Origin of the sequence: Plantactinospora sp. KBS50 (assembly GCF_002285795.1) — a bacterium.
Classification (GTDB): domain Bacteria; phylum Actinomycetota; class Actinomycetes; order Mycobacteriales; family Micromonosporaceae; genus KBS50.
This window is the reverse complement of the sequence record NZ_CP022961.1, coordinates 3661763-3685242: the sequence shown is the minus strand read 5'-3', so window position 1 is coordinate 3685242 and position 23480 is coordinate 3661763. Positions and strand designations below refer to the sequence as shown.

General features: G+C 74.2%; 19 protein-coding genes. 10 read left to right on the top strand and 9 right to left on the bottom strand.

The genetic code is table 11. The features are described 5' to 3' along the window. Window positions 1–130: 130 nt before the first annotated feature. Entirely contained in the window at window positions 131–1579 is a 1449-nt protein-coding gene (locus CIK06_RS16280) for a carbohydrate-binding domain-containing protein (RefSeq protein ID WP_095565535.1), read from the bottom strand. A gap of 380 nt (window positions 1580–1959) precedes the next feature. On the opposite strand from CIK06_RS16280, the gene CIK06_RS16275 reads away from it, so the two are divergent. The 10 genes from CIK06_RS16275 (at window position 1960) to CIK06_RS16230 (ending at window position 13191) form a co-directional block, all read left to right on the top strand. Further along, window positions 1960–2988: an Lrp/AsnC family transcriptional regulator gene (locus CIK06_RS16275; protein WP_095567895.1), complete on the top strand. Its 1029-nt coding sequence runs from the start codon at window positions 1960–1962 to the stop codon at window positions 2986–2988. Continuing rightward, on the top strand, window positions 2985–3893 hold the full coding sequence (locus tag CIK06_RS16270) for a polysaccharide deacetylase (RefSeq protein ID WP_095565534.1): 909 nt from the start codon (window positions 2985–2987) through the stop codon (window positions 3891–3893). The genes CIK06_RS16275 and CIK06_RS16270 overlap by 4 nt, the downstream gene beginning before the upstream one ends. A 49-nt stretch (window positions 3894–3942) precedes the next feature. After that, window positions 3943–5247, top strand: a complete 1305-nt coding sequence (locus CIK06_RS16265) for an MFS transporter (RefSeq protein ID WP_095565533.1) — start codon at window positions 3943–3945, stop codon at window positions 5245–5247. Further along, window positions 5244–6044: an SDR family NAD(P)-dependent oxidoreductase gene (locus tag CIK06_RS16260; RefSeq protein ID WP_095565532.1), complete on the top strand. Its 801-nt coding sequence runs from the start codon at window positions 5244–5246 to the stop codon at window positions 6042–6044. The genes CIK06_RS16265 and CIK06_RS16260 overlap by 4 nt, the downstream gene beginning before the upstream one ends. After that, window positions 6041–7183: a ketopantoate reductase family protein gene (locus CIK06_RS16255; protein WP_095565531.1), complete on the top strand. Its 1143-nt coding sequence runs from the start codon at window positions 6041–6043 to the stop codon at window positions 7181–7183. Before CIK06_RS16260 ends, CIK06_RS16255 begins: the two co-directional genes overlap by 4 nt. Further along, window positions 7180–8364 (top strand): M20 family metallopeptidase, encoded by a 1185-nt coding sequence (locus tag CIK06_RS16250; protein ID WP_095565530.1) that lies wholly within the window; start codon window positions 7180–7182, stop codon window positions 8362–8364. Before CIK06_RS16255 ends, CIK06_RS16250 begins: the two co-directional genes overlap by 4 nt. Before the next feature lie 174 nt (window positions 8365–8538). Beyond that, entirely contained in the window at window positions 8539–9867 is a 1329-nt protein-coding gene (locus CIK06_RS16245; RefSeq protein ID WP_095565529.1) for an extracellular solute-binding protein, read from the top strand. A gap of 9 nt (window positions 9868–9876) precedes the next feature. After that, window positions 9877–10815 (top strand): carbohydrate ABC transporter permease, encoded by a 939-nt coding sequence (locus tag CIK06_RS16240; protein WP_232533666.1) that lies wholly within the window; start codon window positions 9877–9879, stop codon window positions 10813–10815. Window position 10816: 1 nt separating this feature from the next. Next, window positions 10817–11698 (top strand): carbohydrate ABC transporter permease, encoded by an 882-nt coding sequence (locus CIK06_RS16235; RefSeq protein WP_232533665.1) that lies wholly within the window; start codon window positions 10817–10819, stop codon window positions 11696–11698. Between the two features lie 2 nt (window positions 11699–11700). Then, window positions 11701–13191: an alpha-N-arabinofuranosidase gene (locus CIK06_RS16230; RefSeq protein WP_095565528.1), complete on the top strand. Its 1491-nt coding sequence runs from the start codon at window positions 11701–11703 to the stop codon at window positions 13189–13191. On the opposite strand, the gene CIK06_RS16225 is transcribed toward CIK06_RS16230, so the two are convergent. From CIK06_RS16225 to CIK06_RS16190, 8 genes are all read right to left on the bottom strand, one after another. Then, window positions 13188–14195: a LysR family transcriptional regulator gene (locus tag CIK06_RS16225; protein WP_095565527.1), complete on the bottom strand. Its 1008-nt coding sequence runs from the start codon at window positions 14193–14195 to the stop codon at window positions 13188–13190. The two genes, CIK06_RS16230 and CIK06_RS16225, sit on opposite strands and share 4 nt — an antisense overlap. Window positions 14196–14465: 270 nt before the next feature. After that, complete coding sequence (locus CIK06_RS16220) at window positions 14466–15524, bottom strand: hypothetical protein (RefSeq protein WP_095565526.1); 1059 nt, start codon at window positions 15522–15524, stop codon at window positions 14466–14468. A 241-nt stretch (window positions 15525–15765) separates the two neighbouring features. Then, on the bottom strand, window positions 15766–17064 hold the full coding sequence (locus tag CIK06_RS16215; RefSeq protein WP_095565525.1) for a cellulose binding domain-containing protein: 1299 nt from the start codon (window positions 17062–17064) through the stop codon (window positions 15766–15768). 160 nt (window positions 17065–17224) lie between these two features. Next, window positions 17225–18169, bottom strand: a complete 945-nt coding sequence (locus tag CIK06_RS16210; RefSeq protein ID WP_232533664.1) for an ECF transporter S component — start codon at window positions 18167–18169, stop codon at window positions 17225–17227. After that, on the bottom strand, window positions 18166–19950 hold the full coding sequence (locus tag CIK06_RS16205; protein WP_095565524.1) for an ABC transporter ATP-binding protein: 1785 nt from the start codon (window positions 19948–19950) through the stop codon (window positions 18166–18168). Before CIK06_RS16205 ends, CIK06_RS16210 begins: the two co-directional genes overlap by 4 nt. Beyond that, entirely contained in the window at window positions 19947–21116 is a 1170-nt protein-coding gene (locus CIK06_RS16200; protein WP_095565523.1) for a CbiQ family ECF transporter T component, read from the bottom strand. The genes CIK06_RS16205 and CIK06_RS16200 overlap by 4 nt, the downstream gene beginning before the upstream one ends. Continuing rightward, window positions 21109–22032 carry a hypothetical protein gene (locus CIK06_RS16195; protein ID WP_095565522.1) on the bottom strand — a complete coding sequence of 308 codons (924 nt, stop codon included), beginning with the start codon at window positions 22030–22032 and terminating at the stop codon, window positions 21109–21111. Before CIK06_RS16195 ends, CIK06_RS16200 begins: the two co-directional genes overlap by 8 nt. Beyond that, window positions 22029–23480 (bottom strand): prenyltransferase/squalene oxidase repeat-containing protein, encoded by a 1452-nt coding sequence (locus CIK06_RS16190; RefSeq protein WP_095565521.1) that lies wholly within the window; start codon window positions 23478–23480, stop codon window positions 22029–22031. Before CIK06_RS16190 ends, CIK06_RS16195 begins: the two co-directional genes overlap by 4 nt.

Below are 23480 nucleotides of genomic sequence, written 5' to 3'. Positions count from 1 at the left end.
TCCTCCGCCGCCCGGCGCCGGTCCGCATCCGGACCGGCGTGCGGGCTCGATCGTCCGGGTGTCGATTTCGGGTCGTACCGCTGTGGGGGTCTGGCCGGTACGGGCCGCCGGCCAGACCCCCGGTGGTCACTCAGCGCGGGCCGCCGCCACCGCCGCCACCCCCGCCACCGCCACCGCCGCCGCCACCACTGCTGGTGTACTGGCCGGCGACCACGCCGGTGAGTACGCGGGTGGCGCCGGAGATGCTGCCGCTGCTGTAGAGGCCGCCGACGTTGGTCCCGCTGACGCTGCCGCCGACGTAGACGTCGTACGACTGGCCGTTGGTGAGCCGGTTCGACGAGATGACCACCTCGCGGAAGCTCTGCGCCCCCTGGAACGAGGCCAGCACGGTGCTGCCGGAGACGACGTGCACGATCGTGTTGGCGGCGTAGCTGGCGCTGAAGCGCGGCGCCACCCAGCCCTGGCCGGTGTTCGGCACGGTGGCGCCGAGGACGGCCAGCGAGGTCATCGCGGCGCCCACCACCGTGCCGCCGGCGAACGTGATCGTTCCGTTCGCGTCGAGCGCGCCGTCGCCGCCGCCGCGCGTGCTGGAGCCGTAGGACACCGTGGTGCCGCCGGAGAAGGTGAGCGTCCCGTTGGAGTCGAAGCCGTCGGTGCCGCCGTGCGCCACCACGGTGCCGCCGGTGACCCGGATGAAGGCGACGTTGGAGGTCGCCTCCGGGTTCGCTCCCGCCTCCGCGGCGTTCACCGCGTCGTCGCTGGACACCACGGTCGTGTTGCCGCCGCTGATGGTCAGCTGCGTCGACTCCAGCGCCTCGTAGGAGCGGGTCACGTTGATCGTGCCGCCGGAGATGTTCAGCACGTTCTCGCCCTTGATGCCGTCATCGGCGACCGAGACCGAGATGGTGCCGTTGGTGATGTTCACGACGCCCTTGCCGGCGTCGGAGTTGTTCGACTTGAGCCCGTCGCCCCCGGACGAGGTGACGTTGATGGTGCCGCCGTTGACGGTGAGCGAGTCCTTGCCGCGGATCGCGTCGTCGACCGCGTTCACGGTGATCGTGCCGGAGGAGATGACCAGGTCGTCCTTGCTGACGATGCCGTCGGCGTGGTTGGCCCGGACGTTCAGCGCACCGGTGCCGGCGATGGTCAGGTCGTCCTTGCTGAACAGCGCGGAGTCCGGCTCGTCGGCGTTGCTGTAGTTGGTCGCGTCGGTGAGCGAGTTGGTGGTGCCCGCGGCCAGCGTGATGAGCACGGAGTCGGCCTCGGCGACGTACAGCGCCGAGGAACTCTGGTTGGTGATCGAGGCGCCGCTGAGGATGAGTTCGACCACGCCGTCGGCGGGCGAGTTCACCTGGACGGAGCCGTTGTTCAGCGTGCCGCTGATCTGGTACGACCCGGGCGCCGTGATCGTGACGGTACCGCCGGAGACGGTGACGTTGCTGCCCGAGACGCTGGCGCTGGAACCGTTGAGGGTGATCGTGGCGGTCGGGGCGGCGACCGCCGCCGTGCTCAGCGGTCCCACCAGCAGGGCTGCGATGAGGCCGGCGAGGACGGCTGTTCTGCGTGCGGGTGATGGCATGACGGTCCTGTTCGGTTGGGGAACGCGGGGAGCCGGTACCGGGCACTACGGCTGCCTCGAACGCCGGCTGACCATCCGGTGAACCGGGGGTTACGAGGGATTTACATCGATGAGAGTAAATCAGGATTCGTACGCCCCAAAGGCTTGTCCACCGGCATTCGGGCGCGGGACGGATTTAACAGCCCATTGATAGACAACATTGAGGAAAGTCTGAGGTGGGGGTCCTTGACCGGATGCTCTGAAGCGGTTAACGCGCCCGCGCGAGGGCCGGCCGGATACCGGACGGCGTGACCTAAACGCGTCATCCGACGCGGAGCGATGCAAGAAAAACGCGCCCACTGGCCTTGCGGCGACGATTTTCCGCATGCACGATGGTCCGCATGACATCTTCGGTCGCGGTCGACGCGTTGGACCGCCGCGTGCTGGCCGCGTTGCAGCTCGACGGCCGCGCGCCGTGGGGTCTGGTCGCCCGCGCCGTGGGAGCCAGCGAATCGACGGTGCAGCGGCGGTTCAACGCGCTGCGCGCCCGGGGTGCCGCCCGGGTGATCGGCGTGGTCGACGTGCTGCGCTGTGGGCTGGGCGTCCCGGTGCTGGTCCGGGTCTCCTGCCGGCCGGGCGCGGCCGGCGACGTCGCGGCCGGCCTCGCCACGCGACCCGAGACCCGGTTCGCGGCGCTGGTGACCGGCAGCATCGACGCCGTCGCCGAACTCGTCGTGCCGACCCACCGGGACCTCGCCCGGGTCCTGGTGCACGACCTGCCCGGACCGGACGGGGTCACCGACACCGAGACGCTGACGGTGATGCGGACCTTCGTCTCGGCGCACGACTGGGACACCGGGCTGCTCGACCCGGCCGCGGCCGCCCTGCTGCGGCCGGCCCCGGTGCGCCCGTTCGAGGACCAGGTCTGGGAACGCCCACCGGACCGGCTGGACGACCTGGAACTGGCCATCCTCCACGCGCTCGGCGAGGACGGCCGGCTGCCGGTCCGGGAGATCGCGGCACAGGTCGGGTCCAGCGAGTCCACGGTGGCCCGCCGGATCGACTCGATGGTGGAGCGCGGCTGCCTGCGCTTCCGCACCCTGGTCGAGCCGACCGTGCTGGGCTTCGCCGTCGAGTTCATGCTCTGGCTCGACGTCGAACCGGCCCGGCTGGACGCCGCGGGCCGGCAACTGGCCCAGGACCCGGCGACGAAGTACCTCTCGGCCACCGCCGGCCGGTTCAACCTGTGCGCCCAGATCTCCCTGCGGCACTTCGCGGATCTCTACCGGTTCAGCACCGACGTCGTCGGCGCACTGCCGGGCGTCCGGCGCGCGGACACCACCCTGCAGATCGACACGCTCAAGCGGGCCTGGACGCCCACCCCCGCCCAGCGGCCCGGCACCCCCGTCACCGAGAGGAGCAGCGGATGACCGGCACCCCCGAACCGTGGCAGTGGGGCGAGGCGACCTGGCGGCGGCACGTCGGCCGGGTCCGGGCCGGCCGCCGGCTGGCGCCGCCCTGGCCGGACGGCGCCCGGGTCGCGGTCGCGCTCTCCTTCGACTCCGACCACGAGACCATCCCGCTGCGGGACGGCGAGACCCGCCCCGGCCTGCTGGCCCAGGGCGAGTACGGCGCCCGCGTCGGTGCGCCCCGCATCCTCGCCGCGCTGGCCCGGCACGGCGTACCCGCCACCTTCTTCATGCCCGCCGTCTCGGCGCTGCTGCACCCGCAGGAGGCCCGCGGGTACGTCGAGGCCGGCCACGAGATCGCGGCGCACGGCTGGATCCACGAGCGCAACATGCTGCTGAGCCCGGCCGACGAACGCGCCCTGGCCTCGCGCGCCCTGGACACGTTGCAGGAGGTCACCGGGGTACGACCGGTCGGCGTGCGCACCCCGTCCTGGGACTTCTCCGACGCCACCCTCGGGATCGTGGCCGAGCTGGGCCTGCGCTACGACTCGTCGCTGATGGCCGACGACGACTGCTACGAACTGCTCGCCGACGGCCAACCGACCGGCATCGTGGAACTGCCGGTGGAATGGATCCGCGACGACGCCCCGTACTTCATGATGTCCCGCTACTCCACGCTGCGGCCCTACACGCCGCCCCGTGAGGTGCTGCGGCTGTGGCGCGACGAGTTCGACGCCGCCCGCGCCGACGGTGGGCTGTTCCAGCTCACCATGCACCCGCACATCATCGGCCACCGGTCCCGGATGGTGGTGCTCACCGAGTTGCTCGACCACATGGCGTCCTTCGACGACGTGTGGTTCGCCACCCACGCCCGGATCGCCGAGCACGTCGGCGCCGACCTGGCCGCACCGGCCCGCGACGCCTGAGCCACCCGACCGTCCACCCCCTGCCCGCGACCCCTCCGGAGGTCCCACCGTGACCACGTCCGCAGCCACCCGCGACCCGGCCGTGCCGCTGACCGACAGGCAGCGCCGCGCCGTGGTCGCCGGATCCATCGGCAACACGGTCGAGTGGGTCGACTGGGCCGTCTACGCCTCGTTCGCCCCCATCTTCGCGACCCAGTTCTTCCCGAGCGGGGACCCGAAGGCCGACCTGCTGGCCACCCTCGCGGTGTTCGCCGTCGGCTTCGTGATGCGACCCATCGGCGGGGCGCTGCTGGGCAGCTACGCCGACCGGCACGGCCGCAAGGCCGGGCTGACCCTGACCATCTCGCTGATGGCCGGCGCGTCCCTGGTCATCGCGATCTGCCCGCCGTACTCGGTGATCGGCATCCTGGCGCCGCTGGTGCTGGTGCTCGCCCGGCTGGTGCAGGGCTTCTCGGCCGGCGGCGAGTTCGGCACCTCCTCGGCGTTCCTCGTCGAGTCCGCAGCGCCGGGCCGGCGCGCCTTCGTCGGATCCTGGCAGCAGGTGTCGGTCGGCGCGGGCGGGCTGATCGCCTCGCTGCTGGGCGTGCTGCTGACCCGGACACTCACCGACGACGCCCTGTCCAGTTGGGGCTGGCGGGTCGCGTTCGGCGTGGGCGGCCTGCTCGGGCTGGTCGGGCTCTGGCTGCGGCTCTCGGTCGAGGAGACCGAGGCGTTCACCGGGCTCGCGGAGCGGCGCGCCGACCGGCCCAAGCCCCGGCCGCTGCGGGACATGCTGGTCAACCACCCCGGCGCGGCGCTGCGGGTGGTCGGCATCACCATCGCCGGCACGCTGCTGTACTACATGTGGATCAGCTACATGCCCGGCTACGCGCACACCGCCGAGGGCGTACCGCTGTCCGAGGCGTTCCTCGCCAACAGCCTGGCCATCGCGATCTTCCTGGTGCTGCTGCCGTTCGGCGGCAAGCTCTCCGACCGGTTCGGCCGCAAGCCCACCCTGCTCGCCTTCGCCATCGGCTTCCTGCTGCTGGCGTGGCCGGCGTTCCACTTCATCGGCGGAGGATTCTGGCCGCTGTTCCTGGTGGAGCTGGCCGGCGTCGTCTTCATGGTCGGCTACTCCGCCAACTGCGCCGCGGTGATGGCCGAGCAGTTCCCGGCCGAGGTGCGCACCACCGGCATCGGCCTGCCGTACGCGCTGGCGGTGGCCCTCTTCGGCGGCACCGCGCCGTACCTCACCACCTGGCTCGCCAGCAGCGGACACCGCGACCTGGTGTGGATGTACGCGGCGGCGGCCGCGGTCGTCGGCATCGTCGTCTACGCCACCATGCCCGAGACCCGCGGCCGGGAGCTGGAATGAGCGGACACGTCCTGGTCACCGGCGCGGCCGGCGGGATCGGCGCCGCCGTCGCGGCGCACTTCGCCGCCGACGGCTGGACCGTCACGGGCGTCGACCTGCGGCCGGCGGAACTGCGCACGGCGCTGGCCGGCGCCGGGGACGCGCTGGTGGCCGACCTCGCCGACCCGGACGCGTCCACCGGGGTCGTGCGGCGGGCGTGGCAGCGGACCGGCCCGCTCGACGCCCTGGTCAACGCCGCCGGGATCTACCCGGCCCGCCGCTTCCTCGACCTCGACGCCGGGCTGTGGGACCGGGTCCAGGCGGTCAACGTCCGGGCGCCGATGCTCACCACCCGGGCGTTCGCGCGGCTGGCGATCGACGCCGGCCGCACCGGCACCGTGGTGAACATCGGCTCGGGCGCCGCGCTGCGCGCCCGGCCCGGCGCCGCCCACTACAGCACCTCGAAGGCCGCGCTGGAGATGCTGACCATGGCCGCCGCCGTGGAACTCGGCCCGGCCGGCATCCGGGTCAACGCGGTCAGCCCCGGCTTCGTCACCGTCGACAGCACCGCCAACCCGGTGACGCAGGAGTACGCCGAGGCGGTCTCGGCCAACCCGCTGGGCCGGCGCGGGCGACCGGCGGACATCACCGGCGCGGTCGCCTGGCTGGCCTCCCCGGCCGCCGGCTGGGTCACCGGCGCCATCCTGCGGGTCGACGGCGGCGCGTCCGCCGGCACCACCGGCCTGCCGCAGCACTGGCCGGGGCTGAGCGACGTGCAGGCACCGGAGAGCCATGCACCGGAGGGAGCATCGCAGTGAACACCCCGCACCCCTACACCGTCGTCGGCGCCGGAGCGATCGGCGGCACCGTGGCCTGGCACCTGGCCCGCGCCGGGCATCCGGTGACCGTGGTGGACGCCGACCCGGCGCACGTGGCCGCCATCGCCGCCGACGGGATCGTGCTGGAGCGCGCCGGCCGCCGGCTCGCGCAGCCGGTGACCGCCGCGCTGACGCCCGAGCAGGTCACCGCGCCGCTCGGCCGGGTGCTGCTGGCCGTCAAGGCCAACGCCACCCGTACCGCGGCCGACTGGCTGGCCGGGCACCTGGCCGCGGACGGGTTCGTGGTCAGCCTCCAGAACGGGCTCAACGAGCCGGAGATCGCCCGCCAGGTCGGCGCGGACCGGACCGTCGCGGCCTTCGTGGACCTCTTCGCCGACGTCACCGCGCCCGGGGTGATCACCGACGGTGGCGCCGGGGCGATGGCCGTCGGCGAGCTGACCGGTCCGGTGACCGACCGGATCCGCGCGCTGGCGGCCGACCTGCGCGCCTGGGGACCCGCCACGGCCAGCGACAACGTCGCCGGCTTCCTCTGGGCCAAGCTCGGCTTCGGCGCCATGCTCACCGCCACGGCCCTGGCCGACGACGCCATGGCCGACCTGCTGGACCGGCACCGCCAGGCGGCGACGGCCGTGGCCCGGGAGATCTTCCGGGTCGCCGCCGCCGAGGGCGTCACCCTGGAGGGGTTCGACGCCTTCGAACCGGCCGCCTTCGTGGCCGGGGCGGACCCCGCGGGTACCGGCGCCGCGCTGGACCGGCTGGTCGGCTGGCTGCGCACCCAGACGAAGACCCGCAGCGGCATCTGGCGGGACATCGCGGTGCGGCGCCGCCCCACCGAGGTGCCGATCCAGTACGCGCCGGTGCTGCGGGCGGCGCAGCGGCACGGCATCGACGCGCCGGTGCTGCGGGCGCTGCTGGGCCAGCTCGCCGAGGTCGAGTCCGATCCGGCCGGCATGCACGAGGACCGGTTGCGGGCACTGGACCGGCTGGCCGCGCTGGACCGGCTGACCGGCGCCGCCGTACCGGCCTCGGCGGAGCTGTCGGCCGGGCCGGAGCTGTCGGCCGGGCCGGAGCTGTTGTCCCGGTCGGAGCTGTCGACCCGGCCGGCGGAGCCGGCATGAGCGGCGGCGCCGAGGCACGGCTGGACCGGCTGGCCGACTTCCTGCGGTCGGCCCGCGACGAGATGCTCGCCGACCTGTCCGGGTACGTCGGGGTGGAGACGCCCAGCGACGACCTGGCCGCACTGGCCCGGGGGCGGGACTGGGTGCGGACCTGGCTGCCCCGGCGGCTCGGTGCCGGGGCCGGGGTCCAGGTGGCGGCCGGCGGCGGGTACGGCGACACGCTCGTGCTCGACCACCCGGGCACCGGGCGGTCGGCCGGGGACGCCCCGGTGGTCGTGCTGGCCCACTACGACACGGTGTGGCCGGTGGGCACGCTCGACCAGCTTCCGTTCGACGTCACCGGGGACACCATCCGCGGGCCGGGGGTGTTCGACATGAAGGCCGGGCTGGTCCAGGCGGTCTGGGCGATCCGCGCCGTGGACGCGCTACGGCTGCCCCGCCCGCCGGTGCGCCTGGTGGTCAACGGCGACGAGGAGGTGGGCAGTCCCGCCTCCCGTCCGGTGATCGAGGCCGCCTGCCGCGGCGCCCGGGCCGTGCTCGTCTTCGAGGCCAGCGCCGACGGGGCGGTCAAGACCGCCCGCAAGGGCGTCGGGCTGTTCGACCTGAGCCTCACCGGCGTCGAGGCGCACGCCGGGCTCGACCCCACCGCCGGTGCGAGCGCCGTCGTGGCGCTGGGCGAGTTCATCGGGTACGCCGGCGCGCTGGCCGACCCGCGCACCGGCGCCACCGTCAACGTCGGGGTGGTGGCCGGCGGCACCCGCCGCAACGTCACGGCCGGATCCGCGCACGCCGGTCTGGACGTCCGGGTCGCCTCGATCGAGGAGGCCGACCGGGTGGCGGCCGAACTGCGCCGGTGGCGCCCGGGTGACCCGGCGGTACGCGCCGAACTGGACGGCGGCTGGAACCGGCCGGTGATGGTCCGCGGCCCGGCCGTCGCGGCGCTGTTCGACCGGGCCGCCGCACTGGCCGGGCGGCTCGGGTTCACCCTGCGCGAGACGGCGGTGGGCGGCGCCAGCGACGGCAACTTCGCCGCCGCCCTCGGCCTGCCGGTGCTGGACGGTCTCGGCGCGGTCGGCGCGGGCGCGCACGCCCGGCACGAGCACGCCACCGTCTCCGGCATGACGCAACGGTCCACCCTGGCCGCCGCGCTGCTGACCGACCTGGCCGACCCGCCCTGCTGAACCCGCCCTGCTGAACCCGCCCTGCTGAACCAGCCCGGCCGACCCGGCTGACCTGCCGATCCGCACCGCCGAGGCGCCGGGCGGACCGGGCCTTCGCGATTCGCGTACGGCCGTTCTGGTCTTCGCTGTCCGTTGCCGGTGGCTCCGCGGCGGTCCCGGCGGCAGGCTTCGGAGATGACCAGCAATCTGAGCCGGCGAGCGGTCCTGAAGGGCGTCGCGGGTCTCGGTGCGGGCGTGACCCTGGCCGGCTGTTCCGCGCCGGTGCTCAGCGGTCTCGGCACCGGAGGCGCGGCGGCCGGGTCCCTGGCCTACTGGAACCTGTTCGGCGGCGGCGACGGCGTACGGATGACGCAGATGCTCGACGCGTTCCGCGCGGCCCACCCGGACATCGACCTGAAGGCCGTGACCCTGGCCTGGGGAAACCCCTACTACACCAAGCTGTCGCTGGCCACGCTCGGGCAGAAGCCGCCGGACGTGGCGATAGCCCACCTCACCCGGATGAAGACGCTGGTCGCCGCGGACCTGCTGGAGGAACTGCGGCCCGAGGACCTGGCCCGGTTCGGGATCACCCCGGACAAGCTGGACCGGACGGCCTGGGAGAACGGGCTGGTGCAGGGCCGGGCGTACGCGGTGCCGCTGGACACCCACCCGTTCGTGATGTTCTACAACACCGACGTCTGCGAACGGGCCGGCCTGCTCGACTCCGCCGGACACCTGGTCGAGCTGAACAGCGAGGAGGCGTTCCTGGACGCCATGCGGCGGGCCAGGGAGGTCACCGGCGCCAGCGGCGGGGTGGTCTCGATCAACGCCGACACCGCGACCCCGTGGCGGGTGTTCCAGTCGCTGTACAGCCAGCTCGGCGGGCAGGTGCTGGCCGACGGGGGCCGCCGGGTGGTGATCGACGACGCGAAGGCCACCCAGGTGCTGACCTTCCTGCGGAAGTGGACCGCCGACGGGCTGTTCCCGGCCGCCGCCGACTACCAGGGTGCCATCGCGGCGTTCGCCGAGGGCCGGGCGGGCTTCTACTTCCAGGGCGAGTGGGAGATCTCCACCTTCCAGACCGCCAAGATGCCGTTCTCGATGACGCTGTTCCCGAACATCTACGGCGGCGGCCGGTACGCGGTCCAGGCCGACTCGCACACCCTGGTCATCCCGAAGCGGCCGCACCGGGACGCCGCGCGGCTGGACCGGTCGCTGCTGCTGATCAGGTCGTTCCTGGAGCAGAGCGACACCTGGGCCGCGGGCGGGCACGTACCGGCCTGGGTGCCGTTCCGGGACAGTGCCGCGTACCAGGCGATGACCCCGCAGTCCAGCTACGCCGCGGCCGCGCAGGGCGCGGTGTACGACCCGGACGGCTGGTACTCCGGATCCGGATCCAACTTCGAGATCGTCACCGGCTCGGCCATCTCCACCGTGCTGGGCGGGCAGCAGTCGCCGGCCGACGCGCTGGCGCAGATGCGCGCCCAACTGACCAACCTCGCCAACACCGCGTCGCCGATCTAGGGGGTACTGGTGTCCACCACCGAAACCGCCGTACGCCCGCGGAGCGCAGCGGCGCCCCGGCCGGGGCCGCGGCGTGCCGAGCGGATCGGGCGGCCGGCGGCGGCCTTCCTGGCCCCGTTCCTGGTGCTGTACCTGCTGTTCATCATCGGCCCGGCGCTGTACGGCCTGGTGATGAGCTTCTTCAACACCAGCCTGGTGCATCCGGGTCTGGGCAGCTTCGCCGGGCTGAGCAACTACGCCGACGCGCTGGGCAGCGCCGACTTCTGGTCGTCGCTGTGGCACACCATCTGGTTCACGGTCCTCACCACGCCGCCGCTGATCGTGCTGGCGTTCGTGTTCGCCCTGCTGGCCGACCGCGCGCCGCGCGGCCGGTGGTTCTTCCGGCTGGCCTTCTTCATGCCGTTCATCCTGCCCTCGGCGGTGGTGGCGCTGATCTGGTTCTTCCTCTACACCCCGGGGCTGGGTCTGATCGAGGTCGGCCTCGCGAAGTTCGGCCTCGCGGCGCCGGTCTGGCTGGGCGACCCGACCTGGGCGATGCCGGCGCTGGCCATCACCACGATCTGGTGGACGCTCGGCTTCAACTTCGTGCTGTACCTGGCCGGGATGCAGGAGATTCCCCGCGAGCTGTACGAGGCGTCCTCGATCGACGGCGCGAGCCCGTGGCAGCAGATCCGGCGGGTCACCGTGCCGCTGCTGGGCCGCACCACCACGCTGGTGGCCGTGTTGCAGGTGATCGCCTCGCTGAAGGTCTTCGACCAGATGTACCTGATCACCCAGGGCGGCCCGAACTTCGCCACCCGCTCGATCCTTCAGTACATCTACGACGAGGGCTTCACCAACTACCGCACCGGGTACGCGGCCGCGCTGTCGATGCTGTTCTTCGTCATCGTGCTCGCGGTGTCGGCCATCTGGTTCAGCATCGTCCGCCGCCAGGAGAAGGAGGTCTGACGTGACGCTCACGGACACCCTCGAACCCGCCACCGCGCGGCGGCCGGTCGACGCCCGCCGCATCGAGGCCCGGACCCGGGTGTTCAACCGGGTCTGCGCGGTGGTGCTGCTCGTGTTCGCGCTGATCTGGCTGGTGCCGGTGCTGTGGGCGGTGGACACCGCGCTCAAGCCGAACGAGGAGACCACCCGGACCACCTGGCTGATCGAGAACCCGACGTTCGACGCGTTCGGCCGGGTGCTGCGGGACACCGACATCCTGCGCTGGTTGGGCTCCAGCGCGGTGATCGCCTGCATCACCACGGTCGGCACCGTGCTGACCGCGAGCCTGGCCGCGTTCGCGCTGTCCCGGATGCGGTTCCGCTACCGCGAGCTGGTGTTCTGGGGCATCCTGGCGGGCATCATGATTCCCGGCCAGGTGCTGATCGTGCCGCAGTTCCGCGAGATGGACGGCTTCGGCCTGCTGAACACGTTCTGGGCGGTGAGCCTGCCGCAGATCCCCACCGCGGTGGCCGTGTTCATCTTCCGGCAGTTCTTCGACGGGCTGCCGCGGGAACTGGAGGAGGTGGCCCGGATGGACGGCGCCGGTTACTGGCGCATCTACCTGCGGGTCATCATGCCGCTGGCCCGGCCGGCGGTGGCGGCGGTGGCCATCTTCGCCTTCGTCACCTCGTGGAACGATCTGCTCTGGCCGCTGCTGGTGCTGAGCAACCCGGACATCATGACGATCCCGGTCGGCCTGGCCACCGTCCAGGGCGCGTTCGGGATCCGGTACGCCGACACCATGGGGATGGCCGTGCTCGGCGCCGTCCCGCTGGTGGCCGTCTTCCTGCTGTTCCAGCGCAACATCGTCGAAGGTATCGCCGGTACCGGACTGAAAGGGTGAGCATGCTCAACGCCTCCTTCACCGTCGACCCGTCGTTCCGGGTGGGCGCGGTGGACCCGCGGCTGTACGGCTCGTTCGTGGAACACATGGGCCGGTGCGTGTACTCCGGGATCTACGAACCCGGACACGCCGACGCGGACGGCGACGGGTTCCGCACCGACGTCGCGGACCTGGTCCGCGAACTGGGGGTGCCGATCGTGCGCTACCCCGGCGGCAACTTCGTCTCCGGCTACCGGTGGGAGGACGGCATCGGGCCGGTGCGGGACCGGCCGCGGCGGCTGGACCTGGCCTGGCGGTCGGTCGAGACCAACGAGGTCGGGGTGGCCGAGTTCGTCCGCTGGGCGGCGACGGTGGGCGCGGCGCCGATGATGGCGGTCAACCTCGGCACCCGGGGCATCGAGGCGGCCCGCGATCTGGTCGAGTTCTGCAACGTGCCCGGCGGCACCGCGTGGTCGGACCTGCGCGGCGGCGACCCGTACGGGATCAAGGTGTGGTGCCTGGGCAACGAGATGGACGGGCCGTGGCAGATCGGGCACAAGACCGCGCACGAGTACGCGCGGCTGGCCAGCGAGACGGCCCGCGCCATGCGCCAGGTGGACCCGGGCATCGAGCTGGTGGCCTGCGGCTCGTCGGGCCGCGCCATGCCGACGTTCGGCAGCTGGGAGGCGACAGTGCTGGCCGAGGCGTACGACGTGGTCGACTACGTCTCGGCGCACGCGTACTACGAGCAGCACGGTGACGACCGGGACAGCTTCCTGGCCTGCGCCACCGACATGGACCAGTTCATCGAGGAGGTGGTGGCCACCGCGGACCACGTGCGGGCGGTGGGCCGGCACCGCAAACGTATAAATATCTCGTTCGATGAGTGGAACGTGTGGTACCTGTCCCGTTTTGCCGGGGAGAAGAACCTGGACATCCGGGAACGGCCGCGGCTGATCGAGGACGTCTACTCGGTCACCGACGCGGTGGTGGTCGGCAACCTGCTGATCAGCCTGCTGCGGCACGCCGACCGGGTGAAGATCGGCTGCCTCGCCCAGTTGGTCAACGTGATCGCGCCGATCATGACCGAGCCCGGCGGGCCGGCCTGGCGCCAGGCCAGCTTCCACCCGTTCGCGCTGACCTCGACGTACGGCCGGGGCACCGTGCTGCGGGTGGAGCCGGTGGCGCCGTGCCACGAGACCGGGGCGTACGGGCAGGTGCCGCTGCTGGACGCGGTGGCGGTCCGGCCGGACGAGGGCGGCCTGGTGCTGTTCGCGGTGAACCGGTCGCAGACCGAGCCGATGACGCTGGACGTGGACCTGCGGGCGCTGACCGGGCTGACCGGGGCCGAACACGTCGCGCTGGCGCACGAGGACCCGGACGCGGTGAACACGATGGCACAGCCGGACCGGGTACGGCCCCGCCGGCTCGACGAGCCGAAGCTGGACGGCGGCGCGCTCTCGTCCGTGCTGCCGCCGCTGTCCTGGAACATGATCCGGTTGACCGAGGGCTAGCTGGCGATCTCGGTGGGCGCGGTGCGCCAACCGTGCTCCGTGCAGAGCCGGCGGGCCAGGGCCACCAGCGACAGGGCGTACCGGGAGGGGTCCCGCGCCCGCCACAGGATCGACCACGGATAGCGGGGGATCGAGGACTGCAACGGCCGCCAGGTCACCTCGGCCGACCACGGCACGGTCGAGGCCGGCACGCACATCACGCACCGGCCCTCGACCACCAGGTCCACCCCGGCGCGCAGGTTCTGCACGCTGCCGTGGAACAGCGCGGGAAAGAAGCCGGCGCCGCGGCACACCTCGGCGACGAACTCGTTGAACTCCGGGGCGCGGTCCGGGTCGGCCAGCAGCAGCGTCTCGTCGCGCAGCGCGGTCACCGGCACCCCGGTCCGGGCGGCGAAAGGGTGGTCGAGGCGGACCAGCACCCCCAGCCGGTCGAGCCGGAACAACGCGGAGGCGATGGCCGTGCAGACGCCGGGAACGCGGCCCACGCCGACGTCCAGCCGGCCGTCGGCCAGTAGCTGACACTGTTCCGGTACGCCCGCGCTGACCTGGTGGATCTCCAGGTCGGGGTGCTGCTCCTGGAGGGCGCGCAGCACCGGCCGGACGGCGTCGTACCCCTCGTCCAGCACCCCGACCCGCAGCGTGGGGGCGGTGACCGGGGTGCCGCGGGCCAGCATCGTCGCCCGGTCCACGTGTTCCAGGATCTGCCGGGCCTCGATCAGGAACCGCGCGCCGGCGTCGGTGAGCGCGATCCGCCCCGGGCTGCGGTCCACCAGCAGCACCCCGAGCGCCCGTTCCAGGCGCTGGAGCTGGGCGGTCAGCGCGGACCGGGCGATGTGCTCGCGGCTGGCGGCCCGGCCGAAGTGCAGTTCCTCGGCGACCGTCACGAAGTAGCGGAGCTGGCGCAGCTCGACCCGGCTGGCCGCCGCCGCGGTGTCGGTCACGGCCCGCACGACCGGCGCGGTACGCCCGTCGGTGGACGTCGGGCGCACGCTCCGGTGGGCCATGAGGGGACCTCCTCGGATCGTCCGCGTCGCTGCGTCGATTGCTATCCGCAGATTGTTATCGCTAACATTTCGGTCGTCAAGCCGTAACCCGGAAGAAACCTTGCGGATCGAACATCACCGCGGCCGGGTACGCCCGGTTCCGGCGCCGGCACCAGCGTTCACCAGCACCGGCTCAGCCCGACTGGCGCCGGCCCTGCCCTACGGAGCGAGGCGGGCTCTGCCCGACCGAAATGACGCGGGCTCTGCCCGAGGGGGACGGCGACGCGGAGGCTAGACGAACCGCAGTTGCACCACGGGCGGCCGCGGTCCCAGCACGAAGCCGGGAAAGTCGGTCGACTCCACCCGGACGGTGACCCCGGGCGCGATCTGCCGGCTGGCCCCGGCCCGCGGTTGCAGCGTGCCCTCGTACCAGATGGGGCGCACCTCGCCCCAGGGCTCTCCGTTGTCGCGCAGGCCGAGATCGCGCAGGCCGATCGAGTGGATCACGACCGCCGGGGTGATGCCCCGATCGTCGACGGTGTTGACCCGGTACTCGGCGGTGATCTCCGCGCCACCCGGGAGGGTCAGCACGGCCAGCGGCCGGGCTGCACCCGGCGACCCGATCTCGGCCACCGCGCTCGACGCGCCGACCACCGCCACCTCACCGAGGCGCACCCGGGCGACCCACGGCGCGAACTCGGCGGGATAGGTCCGGTGCATGTTGGCGGTGGCCACCCGCCGGCCGCTGCGCCAGAAGTCCGGCCGCAACGGTGTCACGACGCTGGAAACCTCCGGCGGCGGGGGAACGGTGAAACTCTGCGGGCCGGTGAACCCCATGACGCAGTACGGATCCTCGTAGACGGTCTCCGCGCCCGGGTCGCCGCCGTCCGGCCCGAACGCGTGCTGGAAGCCCAGCACGTGCCCGATCTCGTGCTGGTAGAACTCCAGGAAACCGTTCTGGTCGAAGAGCGCGGCGGAGCCCACGGCGCCGGCGTTGCACGGCGGCGGGTTGGTCAACGCCACGAGGCCGTGGTACCCGTCCACCACGACGCCCTCGGCCCGAGCCCGGTCGCGGACCGCGTTGATCGCGTCCAGCCGGCGCGGGGTGAGCCTGTTGGCGTCCAGGCCGAGCAGGTTCAGGCCGGCGGATCCGGTCCGGTCCACATCGAACTCCAGGTTCAGGATCCCGAAGCTCGACCGTCGCCAGTAGTCGGCCACGCTGATGCCGTTGCGGTTCTGGAACACGGCCCGGCAGAACGCGGGCGACCACGGCCAGTTGCCGATCGCGCCGGCCTGCGGTGGGTTCCAGAAGCCCCGTACGACCAGGATCCGGAAGGGGTTCGGCGCCATAGCGGCACGCTAGCCGGACCCGGGGGCGCGCGGTGTCGGCCGGCCGGCCCGTGTCGGACGGCTGGCCCGGGTGCCCGCCGGCCCGAGTGGCGGGTACGGGACGGTCGGTCGTCCTGTCGCCGCCGTCGGTTGGTGGCGGGCCTGCCCCCTTTCCCCGTTGATCAAGGCAAATGCGTCCTGGTAAACGCTTTCCGCGGCGACGGACGCCTTGACCAACGGGGAAGGGGTGCGGGGGAGTGGGTTACGGGCTGGTGCAGGTGAGGTTGCCCGGTGCGGTGCCGCCGTCACCGGTGGCGGTGAACCCGAACGTGGTCGAGGCGTTCGCGCCGAGCGTGCCGTTGTAGGCGGCGTTGGCGACCGAGACGGTGCCGCTGGTGCCGGTGTTGACGCCGTTCCACAGGCTGCTGATCGCCTGGCCGCCGGCCATGGTCAGCCGTACGGTCCAGCCGTTGAGGGTGCTGGAGCCGTTGTTGCGGACGGTGACCTCGCCCTGGAAGCCACCGGGCCAGGTGTTGAGCGTCTGGTAGGTGGCGGTGCAGGCGCCCGGGGCGCCGGTCGGCGGGGCCGTCGTCGGCGGCGCGGTGCTCGGCGGGGTCGTCGTCGGTGGCGTGGTCGTCGGCGGCGTGGTCGTCGGGGGCGCCGTGCTCGGCGGCACGGTGGTGGGCGGGGCCGTGGTCGGCGTGGTGGTGCTCTGGAACTGCGAGAAGAACTGCCAGATCGCCGCGGACGTCCAGGTGCGGGAGTCGTTGGGACTGGTCGAGCCGTCCACCGGGCTCGGCGTGTGGTCGCCGTCGAACGCGGCCCACTGCACGGGGTACCCGGCCCGGCAGCCGGAGTACGCGGTGGTGATGTGGGTGAGGCTGTTCAGCGCCGGCTCGGGCGGGTTCTGCGCCGTGCACCCGTTGTTGCGCACGAACGTGTCCCGCAGGGAGCGCCCGAGGGAGATGTTGAGCACGCTGTCGTGGGTGCCGTGGATGCCGAAGTAGGGCACCGCCTGGGTGCCGCCGCTGCATCCGCTGAGATTGGCGCCGGAGAGCACGGCGACCGCGCGGACCACCGTCGGCCGGGCGCAGGCGACCGCGTAGCTCATCGCGCCGCCGTAGCTCCAGCCCAGCGCGAACCGCTGCGTGGTGTCGACGCAGAGGTCGTTCTCGACCTGCTGCCGGATGTCGTCGAAGAGGGTCAGGTCCCGCCCGCCGGTGTTCGCCCAGCCGGCGTCGATGCCCTGCGGCGCGACGAAGATGGTGCTGTTGTTGGACAGCGGCTGGAGTCCGTAGTAGCCGGCCGAGGAGACGTTGGCGGCGGACCCGTTCAGCCAGTGGAAGCCGAAGACCAGCCGGTAGGCGTGGTTCCGGTCGTAGTTGTCGGGGATCCGCAGGATGTACGAGCGGCTCGTGCCGCTGCTCTGGATCGACCGCGTGCCGTTGGTCAGGGTCGGGGCCTTGCCGCAGCCGGCGGTGGTGGCCAGGATGGTGTCGGCGGCGGCGTTCTGGCCGGGGCCGGTGCCGACCGCGGCGACGGTGGCGGCCGCCAGGAGCATCGCCCCGGCCGCAATGGATGACAAGAGGTATCTGGATCTCGGCACTGCGTAGCTCCTCTGGGTCGGGCTCGTCCGTCCGGAGGGTCATCGCCGGGGCCGCAATGCCTCCGGACCTGGACGGCCGGAGAGTGGCGCGAACAAGTCGACATGCGTCGATGCGCTAGGTCTCGATGTTAGAGGTCCGTGCTGCCCTCGGCAACATTTCGGAAACAGACTCCGGCCCGTCGGCCGGTTCGGGCCTGGATCCCTCGGCCGGTTCGGGCCCGGATCCGTCTGCCGGTTCGGGCCCGGATCCCTCGTACGGTCCGGGCGCGGCGGCGAAGGAGACCGGCGCGCCGAACGCCGCCCGGCGCGCGGCGCGGCGCAGCGCGGCGAGCACCGCCGGCCCGGCCAGCACGATCGCCACGGCCGTGGTGATCGCCCGCCCGGTGTCCCACCCGAAGGTGGAGGTGACCGCGGTGAACACCGCGAACCGGTGCAGGTTCTCCAACACCGGCGCGCCGGCCAGGTAGGACAGCTGGGTGTCGGCGCCGGTGCTGAACGGCCAGAACCACAGGTTCATCAGCAGTCCGTAGCCGTAGGCGGCGAGCACCCCGTACCCGGTCAGCACCGCGATCTCCGCCCGGCCGCGCAGCCGGGCGGGCAGCAGGCCGGCGCCCAGGCCGATCCAGGAGGCGGCCAGCATCTGGAACGGCAGCCAGGGTCCGACGCCGGCGGTGAGCAGCGCGGAGGCGAACAGGGACGTCGAACCCAGCAGGAACCCGAAGCCCGGTCCGAAGACCCGGCCGGCGAGCACCAGCAGGAAGAACACGGTCTCGATGCCGGCCGTGCCGGCGCCCAGCGGCCGGAGCGCGGCGTTCACCGCGGCCAGCACGCCCAGCATGGCCAGCGCCTTGCTGTCGATGCCGCCGGAGCCGAGTTCGGCCAGCACCAGCAGCACCAGCACCGGAAGCGTCACCAGGAACACCAGCGGCGCCTCACCGGTGCGCGCGGTGCTCTCCGGATGCGCGGGGACGACGAACGGCCAGGCGAAGGTGGCCAGCGCGGCGACCGAGGCGAGGGCCAGCACGGCGGCGGTACGCGGGGCGACCCGCAGCGCGGTCATGCCGGCACCCGGCCGACCGGGTCGGGGCCGCCGGCCGCCGGCCCGGCCGGTGCCAGCGCGGCCGCGACCTGCTCGACGGTGAGCCACGGTGCCGGCGCCAGCACCTTGGCCACCTGCGGGGCGAAGGCCGGCGAGGCGAGCATGACCTCCGCGGTGCTCCCGTCGGCGACGATCTCCCCCTCCGCCATCACCAGCACCCGGTCGGCGAGCGTCGCCACGAGTTCGACGTCGTGCGTCGCGATCAGCACCGTCCGGCCGGCGCCGGCCAGCCCGCGTACCACGGCGGCGAACTGCCGCTTGGCCCGGTAGTCCAGACCCCGGGTCGGCTCGTCGAGCAGGACCACCGGCGGGGCGCCGGTGAGCTGGACGGCGAGGACGAGGCCCAGCCGCTGCCCCTCGGACAGGTCGCGCGGATGCCGGTCGCCGGGCAGGCCGGGGGTGAGCTGGTCCAACAGGGCCCGGCAGGTGCCGGGCGGCGCGCCCGACTCCCGATCGGACTGCGCGCACTCGGCATCCACCGTCTCCAGGTAGAGCAGGTCCCCCGGGGACTGCGGCACCAGGCCGACCCGCCGGCGGGCCAGCCCGGCCGGCAGGGACCTCGGATCGACGGTGCCGCCGGCCCCCGGCGTGCCGACCGCACGGCCGCCGGTCGCGGTCCGGCCGGCCGCACCGCCGCCGGCCGCACCGCCGTCGGTCGCGGTCTGGCCGGCCGCACCGCCGCCGGTCGCGGTCCCGCCGGTCGCGGTCACGGCGACCGTGCCGGCGTGCCGGGCACCGCTGCCCTGGATCGCCCAGAGCAGGCTGGACTTGCCCGAGCCGTTGCGGCCCATCAGCGCCACGATCCGGCCGGGGTACAGGTCGAGGCCCACCCCGGCGACCGCGACCGTGCCCGGATAGCGGACGACGACCTTGCGCGCGGTCAGCACCGGGGCGGCGTCCGGATCCGGCGGGGGTGGCGGCGGGGTGGCGCCGGCGAGGCGGTCCCGCAGCGGACCCGCCCGCCGCCGGGCGTCCCGCACCGACAGCGGCAGCGGGGTCCAGCCGGCCAGCCGGCCCAGCTCGACCAGCGGCGGTGCGATGTCGACGCCGGCCAGCACCTCGGCCGGGTCGCCGTCCACCACCCGCCCGTCGCCGGGCAGGTACAGCATCCGGTCGGCGTACTGCACGACCCGTTCCATCCGGTGTTCGGCCAGCACGACCGTCACCCCCAGGTCGTGTACCAGGCGGGTGACGGCGGCCAGCACGTCCTCGGCCGCGGTGGGATCCAGCGCCGAGGTCGGCTCGTCGAGCACCAGCACCCGGGGATGGCTGGTCAGCACCGCGCCGATGGCCACCCGCTGCTGCTGCCCGCCGGAGAGCGTGCGCAGTGGACGGTCCCGCAGCTCGGCGATGCCGAGCAGGTCCAGCGTCTCCTCCACCCGCTTGCGCATCACCGCCGCCGGCAGGGCGAGCTGCTCCATCCCGTAGGCCAGCTCCTCCTCGACGGTGTCGGTCACGAAGCCCGACAGCGGATCCTGGCCGACCATCCCGACCACGTCCGCGAGATCCCGCGGCGGATGCCGCCGGGTGTCCCGGCCGTCGACCGCGACGGTGCCGTACAGGGTCCCGCCGGTGAAGTGCGGCACCAGCCCGTTGATCGCCCGCAGCAGGGTGGACTTGCCGGTGCCGGTGCGGCCGGCGACCAGGCAGAGTTCGCCCTCCGGCACCCGGAACGTCACGTCGCGCAGCGGCGGCGGGCCGCCGTCGGCGTACCGGACCGTCACCCGGTCGAACTCGATCACGTACCGCCTCCCGCCCCGCCCGCGGCCGGCCGCCCGGCGGCGCCGGCCAGCGGCGGCGGCGGCGCCAGCCAGGCCGGTGCGGCCGCCACCGCCACGGCGAGCAGCATCAGCGGCGTCAACTGCGGCCAGCCCGGCGGGCTGACCGGTGGATAGAGCAGCTCCGGGTCGACCGCGCCGGCCCGCATCATCAGCGCGGCGGTGGCCACGCCGGCGCCGGCCACCAGCAGCTCCGCCGGGCGCCAGCGGTCCGGCCGGTACCGGCTGCGGTGCACCCGGCGGCCGGCCAGCAGCGCCCCGGCCACCGCCACGGCCAACCCGGCGACCAGCATCGGCAGCCCGAGATAGCCGGAACCGGCCGTGTCGAGCAGCCCGTACGTCCCGGCGCAGGCGCCGACCAGGCCGCCGAGCAGCAGCGCGCCGGTGGCGGCCCGCTGCCCGGCCGGCACCGCCGCGGTCCGGCCGTACCCCCGGGAGTCCATGGCCGCCGCGAGCGCCAGGGACCGGTCCAGCGCGTCGGCCAGCACCGGCAGGGCGATGCCGCGCAGCGCCCGCACGCCCCGGCCGGTCGCGCCGCGCAGCCGCCGGGCGCGGCGGACCCGCAACACGCTCTCCACCAGTTGCGGTGCGACCGACAGCGCCACCACCACCGCGGTGCCGACCGCGTACAGGGCGCCGGGTACGGCCTTGAGCAGGCGCTTCGGGTTCGCCAGCGCGTTCGCGGCGCCCAGGCAGACCAGCATGGTCGCCAGCCGCAGCCCGTCGTAGCCGCCGCCGAGGACCTGCTCGGCGGCGACCGGTCCGAACAGCCGGATGCCGGCGGCCCAGGCCGGCAGCGGGATCTCCGGCAGGCGCAGCAGCACGTGGTCGCCCTGCCCGCCGCCGAACACGATCCGGAACACCACCCGCATGGCCACGATCACCGCGCCGAGCGTCAGGTACAGCCGAAACGCCAGCGCCCAGGGCGCGTCCCCGCGCCGGCGGACCACCACCAGCGCGGTGACGGCGACCAGCAGCCCCAGCGCCAGCGGGTTGGTGGTGTGGCTGGCCGCGGTCGCGCAGCCGAGCGCCCACAGCCACCAGGCGCCCGGGTGCAGGCCGCGGGGCAGCCGCGCGGCCGGCCACGGCCCCGCGGCCGCCGGGGGTGCGGCGGCGGGCCGGTCAGTCATCCGGTGCGGCGGCCCGCCGCCGGCGCGCGGCGACCAGGCCACCCGCGGCGAGCGCGACCAGCAGCAGGATCCCGACCAGCGTGCCCAACGGCGGGCCGCCGCCGGGGCGGCGGGCGGCGACGTCGGTGACCGCGGACGGGTCGCCGTCCGGCGGCGTGCCGCCGTCCGGCGCCGCGCCGGCGTCGCCCGGTGCCGGCTCCGCCGGCGGCGTGCCCGGACCTGCCGGCGAGGCGGTGCCGGTGGCTCCTCCCGGCGCGGCCGGGTCCGGGGCCGCGCCCGGCGCGGCCGGACCCGCAGCGCCGCCCGGCGCCGCGGACGTCCCGGTCCCGCCGCCGGCCGCCGACGTCGGGGCGGGGCCGTTGCCGGACGCCGGTGGCCGGGTCGGGGCGGGCGGTGGCGCCGCCGAGGTCGGTGCCGGTGCCGCCGGGCGGGTCGGCGCGGCGCCCGGCCGGGGCGCGTTGTCGGCGCTGCGGTTCAGGGAGAACGACCAGCCCTCGAAGCTGCCGGCCGGGGGTTTGCGGTTCAGCACCCCCTTGTCGCTGTAGGTCCAGCTTCCGCCGTTGGCGGCGTACCAGTACGACCAGTAGGCGCTGGCCGGCGGGGTGTCGACGCACTTCTCCGTCGCCGCCGTCGGCCTGCCGTCGATCCGGCAGATGAATCCCTCGCCCCAGCGCAGGGTGCCGGTGACCTGGAACCCGGCGCTCTTGAGCGCGGCCAGGCCGGTGGCCTGGTCGCCGGGCGCGCAGCGCACCACCGTGCCGCCGCCCAGTTCGTTGAAGTCGACCACCACGGTCACCCCGGCGGCGTCCGGGCAGTACCCGGCGGTGCCCGCCGCACCGGCCGGAGTGGACCCCACCAGCGCGCCGGCCCCGGCCAGGACGAGGGCCAGGCCGGCGCGCAGGGTCCGACCGATCATGCGCGCCGCCGTCGGGTCAGCATGACCAGCATCAGGCCGCCGCCGATGAGCAGGCCGGCGACCAGCAGGTAGCCGGCGATCGCCGTACCGGTGGTCGGTAGGCCGCCCCCGCCCGAGGCCGGCGGCGTCACCCCGGTGGTCGCCGGCGGCGCGCTGGGGGAGGTCGGCGGGACGGTGCCGGTCGCCGACCCGGTCGGCGCCGGATCACCGGTCGCGGTGCCGCTCGGGGTGGGCGATCCGGTGGGCGTGGCCGAGCCGGTCGGGGTGGGCGAGGCCGTGCCGCTCGGCGTCGGGTCCGGCGAGGCCGACGGCGGCTCGTCCAGACCGATCCGGCCCAGCGGCACCTGGGCCAGCCCGAGCAGCGCCTGGGCGGTGGCCCGGCGCCACTGGTCCCGGTCGTTGTCGCCGATCCCGCCCGCCACGGCCGCGGCCAGGCCGTCGGCGTTGTACGCGATGGCGCCCGCGTCGCCCGCCGCGGCTCCGCCGCCTGCCGCGCTGAGTTGCAGCGCCCGCAGCGCCGCGGCGGCCCGAGCCGCCTCGGTGTCGCGGCCCGCCGCGGCCAGCGCCTGCCCGGCCAGGCCGGTGCTGTTGGAGTTCGCGCCCGTCGTCGGCCCCGAACCGCCGAACGATCCGTCGGCGTGCTGCTGGCCGGCCAGCCAGTCCGCGCCGGCCCGGGCCGCGTCGGCCGCCCCGGCGGCGCCCTGCGCGGCGGCGGCCAGCAGCGCCTGCACCGCCATCGCGGTCGAGTCGACGTCGAGGATGGCGCCGGGTTCGGCGTCGCAGGAGGGCGACGGCGCGCCGCCGGCGTCCGGGTACAGCCGGAACCCGCCGGCCGTGCACTGCTGGCGGACCAGGAAGTCCACGGTGTCCTGCGGGACGTCGCCGCTGCGGGCCAGGCCCAGCACGGTGAACGACTGGTCGAAGGTGTTGCTGGCGTCCGGGCCGCTGTCCGGGGTGGTGCGGCTGGTGATCCGGCCCGCCTGGTCGTCGGCGCCGGCCGGGGCGACCAGCGACAGCGTCTCGGCCCGCAGGTCGTACCCGCCGAAGTCGGTCGGGTCGGCCCCGGCCGCCGCGGCCACGTACAGCAGCTTGGCGGTGGCGCCGCCGTCGGTGAAGCCCTCGATGCCCCAGTCGTCGTAGCTGTTGTAGGACCGCACGTGCGCCGCGACCTGCGCGGTCGCCGCCTGCCGGGTCGGCGTGGCGGCGCCGGTGGCCGCGAGCGCGATGACCCCGTCGATCGTCAGGCCCCAGTCCTGGCCGCCGAACGGACCGGGCAGCGCGCCGTCGGTGTACTCGCCGGCCAGCCAGGTCGCGGCGGCGCGGGCGTCGGCGACGGCGGCCGGGTCCGGCGCGGCGAACCCGGTCACGGGTGCGGCGGCGACCGCCACGAGGGACGCCGCGACGGCGGCGAGGCCGGCGCCGAGCCGTCGGGAGCGGGGGAGGGGCAT

What these genes read in the sequence shown, in the direction of transcription:
- CIK06_RS16280 (WP_095565535.1), bottom strand. Translation starts at nt 1,579, where the DNA reads ATGCCATCACCCGCACGCAGAACAGCCGTCCTCGCCGGCCTCATCGCA.
- CIK06_RS16275 (WP_095567895.1), top strand. Translation starts at nt 1,960, where the DNA reads ATGACATCTTCGGTCGCGGTCGACGCGTTGGACCGCCGCGTGCTGGCC.
- CIK06_RS16270 (WP_095565534.1), top strand. Translation starts at nt 2,985, where the DNA reads ATGACCGGCACCCCCGAACCGTGGCAGTGGGGCGAGGCGACCTGGCGG.
- CIK06_RS16260 (WP_095565532.1), top strand. Translation starts at nt 5,244, where the DNA reads ATGAGCGGACACGTCCTGGTCACCGGCGCGGCCGGCGGGATCGGCGCC.
- CIK06_RS16250 (WP_095565530.1), top strand. Translation starts at nt 7,180, where the DNA reads ATGAGCGGCGGCGCCGAGGCACGGCTGGACCGGCTGGCCGACTTCCTG.
- CIK06_RS16245 (WP_095565529.1), top strand. Translation starts at nt 8,539, where the DNA reads ATGACCAGCAATCTGAGCCGGCGAGCGGTCCTGAAGGGCGTCGCGGGT.
- CIK06_RS16230 (WP_095565528.1), top strand. Translation starts at nt 11,701, where the DNA reads ATGCTCAACGCCTCCTTCACCGTCGACCCGTCGTTCCGGGTGGGCGCG.
- CIK06_RS16225 (WP_095565527.1), bottom strand. Translation starts at nt 14,195, where the DNA reads ATGGCCCACCGGAGCGTGCGCCCGACGTCCACCGACGGGCGTACCGCG.
- CIK06_RS16220 (WP_095565526.1), bottom strand. Translation starts at nt 15,524, where the DNA reads ATGGCGCCGAACCCCTTCCGGATCCTGGTCGTACGGGGCTTCTGGAAC.
- CIK06_RS16215 (WP_095565525.1), bottom strand. Translation starts at nt 17,064, where the DNA reads ATGCTCCTGGCGGCCGCCACCGTCGCCGCGGTCGGCACCGGCCCCGGC.
- CIK06_RS16210 (WP_232533664.1), bottom strand. Translation starts at nt 18,169, where the DNA reads ATGACCGCGCTGCGGGTCGCCCCGCGTACCGCCGCCGTGCTGGCCCTC.
- CIK06_RS16200 (WP_095565523.1), bottom strand. Translation starts at nt 21,116, where the DNA reads ATGACTGACCGGCCCGCCGCCGCACCCCCGGCGGCCGCGGGGCCGTGG.
- CIK06_RS16195 (WP_095565522.1), bottom strand. Translation starts at nt 22,032, where the DNA reads ATGATCGGTCGGACCCTGCGCGCCGGCCTGGCCCTCGTCCTGGCCGGG.
- CIK06_RS16190 (WP_095565521.1), bottom strand. Translation starts at nt 23,480, where the DNA reads ATGCCCCTCCCCCGCTCCCGACGGCTCGGCGCCGGCCTCGCCGCCGTC.